This is a genomic window from Vibrio sp. 10N.286.51.B11 (assembly GCF_041469245.1).
Lineage (GTDB): Bacteria > Pseudomonadota > Gammaproteobacteria > Enterobacterales > Vibrionaceae > Vibrio > Vibrio crassostreae_C.
The window spans coordinates 130,913-137,386 of record NZ_JBFRKI010000011.1 but is presented as its reverse complement, the minus strand read 5'-3'; the positions used below and the strand labels follow the sequence as shown (position 1 = coordinate 137,386).

Below are 6,474 nucleotides of genomic sequence, written 5' to 3'. Positions count from 1 at the left end.
TATCAGTTGACCACTACACAAGGACCTTCCTAACCGAATCATAAACATAAAGCCAACCATCGCGCACCTGACGGAGTGTATAGCCAATAGTGTTGAGCTTTGCTGGTCCTTTGCCTTGCCATTTAGTTGGTAAACCAAATGGTGAAGCGTCTTCACTATCGAGCTGGTCAATAGCATAACGTACTGGAATGAAATGTGCCGGTCCACCTTCTTCGGGCTCATTCCTCTGCGTCATATCAATCGTTCTTGGCTCAGGTTTTGAGGGCGGGTCTATTTTCTTGGTTTCTCCTTCCCAAAACATGCTGCGCTCAGGTGGTGAGCCTGCAATATCATTTGAGGGCGCTGTTGAAGTTTCAGTCAATGAAGATAAGGAACCATCGCTTTCATACGCAGCAACGGCTTCTTCGAGCGTGTAAGGATGGTCATTCCACAGCATGGATGTTTTGGGAGGAAGAGGGTTGCTCATAAGCTCACGAAATCGATAAGGTTAATATTACCTGCTTTAAAGCAAGTTTTAGACCAACGTCTAGCCCTTATAAAGCGCTGTTACGGTTGTTTCATAAACGAAAAATTGTACGATTATCCAATAACTTGTACTGATTTTCTAACTTTTGAGTTTAGTGGGGAATAGAAAATTGCTACTGACTTTCTGTTATGGTGATGGGTAACTTGCAGTAAACGCAAATATTAGAAAGAACAGCAAAGGGCTGAATGCTTTTGAACTTGCACCTTTGACTGGCCCTTTATCTCATAGTTCTGTTCTAACTATTAAAGCGAAACAACACTCTTTATCTCTTCCAAAACCTCGGCGTTAGCGATAGCCCCGAGGTTTTCTACATTTTTGCCATTGATCACCTGTTTCACAGCCAACTCCACCAGTTTGCCAGAGCGTGTTTTTGGCACGTCGCTGATCGCAAATATCTGGCTTGGCACGTGTCTTGGCGAACAAGAGGATTTGAGTTTGCTTTTGATGGCTGTCAGTAACTTTTCATCTAAACTCACACCTTGCTGCAGTTGAACGAACAGCCAAATCTGCTCATTGCGATCGACATCTTTACCCACTGCGATGGAGTCGATGATGCCGTCAATAGTGTTCACTTGCTGGTAGATCTCAGCAGTCCCAATACGTACACCTACAGGGTTGAGCGTAGTGTCACCTCGCCCGTAGAACAGATAACCGCCATGCACGCTCTGTGCGACTTCATCACCGTGATGCCACACATTGTCGAACCTATCCCAATAGGTGCTGTGATAGCGCTCTCCGGTGTCATTCCAAAAGCCAGCGGGGAAGTTGGGTAGGGAGTTGGTGCATACTAATTCGCCACGTTCGTGATCGACCTTTTGACCAGACGAATTGAACACCTTGATGTCGACGCCGAGCCCGGCCTGTTGGCACTCACCGCGATACACAGGCGAGATTGGGTTACCCAAAACAAAGCAGCCACAAATATCCGTGCCGCCAGAAATCGACGCTAAATGCAGGTCTTGCTTGATGTGCTTGTAAACGTAATCGAACTGCTCTGGGTAAAGCACAGAACCCGTCGAGCACAGTGTTCTCAAATGAGGAAGCGAGTGACTGTCTATTGGCGAGAGTTCGGCTTTCTCAATCGCCTCTAAATACTTGGCTGAGGTGCCAAATGTCGATACGTCAGCACGCTGCGCTAAATCCCATAGAACGTTAGGTTGCGGGTAAACCGGGCTACCATCAAAGATAACCAAACAAGCACCGCTGGCGAGCGCAGATACGTGCCAGTTCCACATCATCCAACCACAAGTGGTGTAGTAGAACACGCGATCTCTTGGTTTAATATCGCAATGAAGCTGATGCTCTTTTAGGTGGTTGATGGTAGTGCCACCGACAGAATGCACTATACATTTGGGTTTGCCTGTGGTGCCGGAAGAGTAGAGTACAAACAACGGTTCATTGAAGCCGACACGCACAAATCGCACAGGTTGTGGCTGATAGTGATGAATGATGCTGTGCCAACTTTGGGGTGACACATCATGTTTAACTTTGTTTTTCTTTAATTCGTTCTTCTCTAAATCGCTCTTCTCTAAGTCATTACTCGGTTTCAAATAACCGATCTCACACACCTGTTTTAATTCGTTTAAGTGTTCGATGATTTCACGGTTCTTGCCCGCCATATCGAACGTTTTGCCATTGAAGGTGTAACCGTCACAGGTGAACAGCACCTTAGGTTTCACCTGTCCAAATCGCTCAATCACACTCTCGACGCCAAAGTCAGGTGAGGTTGACGTCCAAATCGCGCCTAAGCTGGTGGCGGCTAGCATGGCTATCACGGTTTGTGGCAGATAGGGAGTATACGCAGCAACTATATCACCTTGTTTCACTCCGCTATCGACAAGCCATTGCTGAACACTAGAGACAGCTTCACACAGGGTTTCCCATGTATAACTCTGTTGTTCGCCACGTTCATTCTCAAACCAAATCGCAAGCTCATCAGGCATGGTGTGTGCCAAACGCAGCAAGTTCTCGGCGTAGTTTACTTGTGCATTGGGAAACCAAACCGCATCACGGTTCGATTTAGGCTGCTGCCAGCGGCTCCCACCTTGAGCTTTGATGGTCTCGCTTTCTGCCTTGTTAATAGAGTCTTGTGAGCCGACTACTCCACAAAACTGCCATACGTTTTGCCAAAATGATTCCGGATGTTCCACAGACCATTGATGGAGTTCGGTGTAGCTTTTTACGTCCCTATCTAGGTTTAACCCAGACTGTTCAAGGTTATCCATAAATCGGGTTACGTTGGCGTGTGCGATACGCTGGTCGCTAGGGTGCCAAATTGGCTTATTGCTCTCGTGCATTCCTTTACCTTTAACAAAAAGTTAACGTTTTCAGTCTGGTATTTAGGTTTTACAAAGTCAAAAGTTCAGCAAAATAAGCGCTTGGTGGAATTGTGTAAATAAAATGTTACACGATCGCTTGTTTCGAAAAATCGCGCAAATTGGCGCTTATAAGGAGTGGAGATAGGCTTAAAGTGAGACATTCGAAAGGAGGAGTGTAATGACTCAATATCATTCTAAGCCCGTGAGCCAAGAGGGATGGGTTGAGTGGAGCCTCGAAGAAGACGCTATTTGGCACGACTTAGTGAAAAGGCAACTGGACGTGATTAATGACAGCGCATGCGATGCTTATTTGCACGGTTTGACCTTGCTGGATCTACCATTAGACAGAGTTCCTCAGTTGCCAGAGATAAATAAAGTGCTAATGGAAACAACCGGTTGGCAAGTTCAGCCTGTGCCTGCATTGATCGATTTCGACCGATTCTTTGATTTGCTCGCCAACAAAAAATTCCCAGTGGCGACATTTTTGAGAACGCGAGACGAGTTCGATTACTTACAAGAACCTGATTTCTTTCATGAAATTTTCGGCCATTGTGCCATGCTCACCAATGCCGATTTTGCGACATTCACTGAGCATTACGGAAAACTAGGCCAAGCAGCCACACCTAAACAACGCGCGTATCTTGCCCGTTTGTATTGGTTTACGGTTGAGTTCGGTTTAGTAAAAGAAGGCCAACAACTGAAAATCTATGGCGGTGGCATTCTTTCGTCTCCAGCGGAAACTATGTATGCGTTGGGAGGGGATTTGGCCGTTCGCGAGCGGTTCGATCTGCAAACGGTGTTAAGAACGCCTTATCGTATCGACATCATGCAGCCGAAATATTACGTGATCGACGAGCTATCTGAGCTCTTTAAAATCAGTCAGGAAAACCTATTACAGCAAGCTGATCTCGCCATCGATGCGGGGTTACTACCACCACTTTTTGAACCCAAGGAACCAACACATGTTGAATGAACAAAAATGCGAAGCCTGCAGTATCGACGCGATTGCCCTAAGTGAAGATGAACAACAATCTTTACTGTTGGAGTTGTCAGACTGGCAGATCATCGAAAGAGACGGCATCCCGCAGCTTGAGAAAGTGTTTAAGTTTAAGAACTACAAACAAGCGTGGGCATTCAGCAACAAAGTGTCAGAATTGGCAGAAGAAGAGTTCCATCATCCTTCGATCTTATTGGAGTGGGGCAAAGTCACCGTCACTTGGTGGAGCCACTCAATCAAAGGCCTGCACAAGAATGATTTCATCTGCGCCTCACGCTGCGATGTGTTCGCGGTGAGTGAATAGTTTTGTAGGTTAGAAGTTACTCTTGCAACCTCTGTGATGCGATTAACTCATTATTCGGCTCATAATGTGAGTTGAATAATTGCCTTAAACAGCTCATAGTATGAGTTGAATAAGTGATACTTTCGCATCATGGGGCGTAATATGTGGATTTGGCAGCAAGATAATTGGCCAAACTTTGTTTGGGATAATCAGAAAATAGGCGTGAGGTTAAGAGAAGTACGGCTTAATCAGGGCATTCTATTGGGCAAGATTACCTCACAGTCGGCAGATCAATCCCAAACCATGCTCGACACCTTATTAGCGAACATAGTCCATTCCAGTGCGATTGAGGGAGAAAAGCTTAATGCTTTCTCGGTCCGGTCTTCTTTAGCCAATAAACTCGGTGTCAGTGAAGATCGACCTTTTCCAACGACAGAACAAACCGATGGCCTAGCTGAAATTATGTTGGATGCGGTGCAGAACCTAACAGAGCCACTAGCGCTTGATAGGATCTTACATTGGCACGATAGACTGTTTCCTCAAGGCTACACCATGTTTAACCCTGTAGTTGGAGGTCAGCTACGAGGTGACGCTCCGATGCAAGTGGTATCAGGAAGAATTGACCGCCCAACCGTGCACTTTGAAGCGCCTAGCCGAGACATTCTTGATGCTGAGCTAGATACATTTATCAAATGGTTTAATGATTCACTTACCGACGCCACACTCGATCCTCTATTGCGAGCCGCAATCACTCACCTTTGGTTTATCACCTTACACCCGTTAGATGATGGTAATGGTCGTATTACTCGATTGTTGACCGACTTGGCATTAGCACAGGCCGAGCAGCAGTCGGTACGTTTCTATGCGATGTCGGTGGGGATTCTCGCTAACCGCAAGCATTACTACGAGATATTGGAGCGAACCCAGAAAGGGGAACTCGATATTAGCGAATGGTTGATGTGGTTCTTAGATACGTTAGACGAGACGTTTACAGGCGTTTTCGCTGAGGTCGACCAAACTGTATATAAGACTAACTATTGGCGCAGCATCGATCAAACCAAGCTTACGGCAGAACAAGTAAAAGTGCTGAATAGGATGCTCGATGGTGATTTTTCAGAAGGTATCAATGCCAGTCAATATCAGAAAGTAGCAAAGGTGAGCAGCGCCACAGCAACACGTCATTTGAACGCTTTGATTGAGCATGGCTGCTTAGTTAAATCTGGTTCTGGTGGCAGAAGCACGCGCTATCTGTTGCCGAAGTAGATCTATACACCTATTCCTATACTTAAAAGCTGCCAATGTTCAGACTGAATGTTGGTGGTTTTTTGTTGATAATGTATTAAAGTCCAAGCTATAAACGCTTTACATTTCATTGTCTAAGTTATTATGATTATTGAATATTTAGTAATTTAAAATCTAAGGGGTTGAGGTGAAACTTTTGTCACTGCTAGACGTTCAGTTTAATCCACATAGAAGCTTTATAGCGCTTCCAATTGTTTGGATTGTTACATTAGCGATTATAATTACATCTTCTATTTGTGCATTTTTGATAGTGGTACATACTCCCTTACGTTGGGATTTATCCGCAGCGGGTTTTAATAATTTCGTTTCAGTCTTTCGTTTTCCTCTTGGAATTTTGGCTCTAATTATACCAATCATTGCATTGTTGGCTGCTAACCACAGATCTGAACAAACGAAAGAGCAGATAAGGGTAACAAATCAACAAAATACGTTCTCAAATCATTACAAGCATCTAGAGGAATTTAAAAAATATGTGGATATCTTGCAGCTAGATGATTTTGATGACGTACTGCTTCGTAAGCTACATAAAAAGATGTTTCCACGGTCACTTAACGGGGAGATGAGTCTAGATCTTAATGTGGCAGTCCAATTTACTCGCTCATGTAATAATATAATCGATACACTTAACAAAGATTCAAGCCTTATGGGGTGCACCCAAGCTTTGAATGAATGTAACTATATTTATAACGACTTACACTTAAGGAACTCATTTAAATTGCCAGAAGTTAGTAAAGCCGTTGCGTTAAAAATCATCGACAAACAGTTGTCTTTAATATATTCAGTGCTTATGTTTGCACACGATTGTCATGAGTCGGTTGAAGTTTCATATCGTAAAGCGCGAATTGAAGTGAATAAAGCACTACAGCTTAAACAAGCTAGTTGATGGAGTGTTCTAACTAAACGCACTTTCCCAAACTAGCTTGACCTGCATCAGTGACTTGCTTAGTTTCTTGTCTCATAAACCCTTTCGGTTACTCATAGTATTGGTTTTATGAGGCTGCTCTATGATATATTTCTCGGCCAAGTGTATTACAGACGAAGGCTAGCA

At 44.3% G+C, this 6,474-nt stretch carries 5 protein-coding genes and 1 pseudogene; 4 read left to right on the top strand and 2 right to left on the bottom strand.

Annotated elements, in window-relative coordinates:
- Positions 1 to 19 precede the first annotated feature (19 nt).
- Together AB4154_RS06975 and AB4154_RS06970 are read right to left on the bottom strand one after the other, a co-directional pair.
- A pseudogene (locus AB4154_RS06975) lies at positions 20 to 466 on the bottom strand (toxin VasX); the annotation flags it as partial.
- Positions 467 to 768: 302 nt separating this feature from the next.
- Positions 769 to 2,823: an acetoacetate--CoA ligase gene (locus AB4154_RS06970; RefSeq protein WP_372122584.1), complete on the bottom strand. Its 2,055-nt coding sequence runs from the start codon at positions 2,821 to 2,823 to the stop codon at positions 769 to 771.
- Positions 2,824 to 3,022: 199 nt separating this feature from the next.
- On the opposite strand from AB4154_RS06970, the gene phhA reads away from it, so the two are divergent.
- The 4 genes from phhA (at position 3,023) to AB4154_RS06950 (ending at position 6,309) form a co-directional block, all read left to right on the top strand.
- Positions 3,023 to 3,817 carry a phenylalanine 4-monooxygenase gene (phhA, locus tag AB4154_RS06965; RefSeq protein ID WP_372122582.1) on the top strand — a complete coding sequence of 265 codons (795 nt, stop codon included), beginning with the start codon at positions 3,023 to 3,025 and terminating at the stop codon, positions 3,815 to 3,817.
- Complete coding sequence (locus tag AB4154_RS06960) at positions 3,807 to 4,145, top strand: 4a-hydroxytetrahydrobiopterin dehydratase (protein ID WP_017066731.1); 339 nt, start codon at positions 3,807 to 3,809, stop codon at positions 4,143 to 4,145. Before phhA ends, AB4154_RS06960 begins: the two co-directional genes overlap by 11 nt.
- Before the next feature lie 141 nt (positions 4,146 to 4,286).
- Positions 4,287 to 5,387 (top strand): Fic family protein, encoded by a 1,101-nt coding sequence (locus tag AB4154_RS06955; RefSeq protein ID WP_372122580.1) that lies wholly within the window; start codon positions 4,287 to 4,289, stop codon positions 5,385 to 5,387.
- Between the two features lie 166 nt (positions 5,388 to 5,553).
- Entirely contained in the window at positions 5,554 to 6,309 is a 756-nt protein-coding gene (locus AB4154_RS06950) for a hypothetical protein (protein WP_102285515.1), read from the top strand.
- Positions 6,310 to 6,474 lie beyond the last annotated feature (165 nt).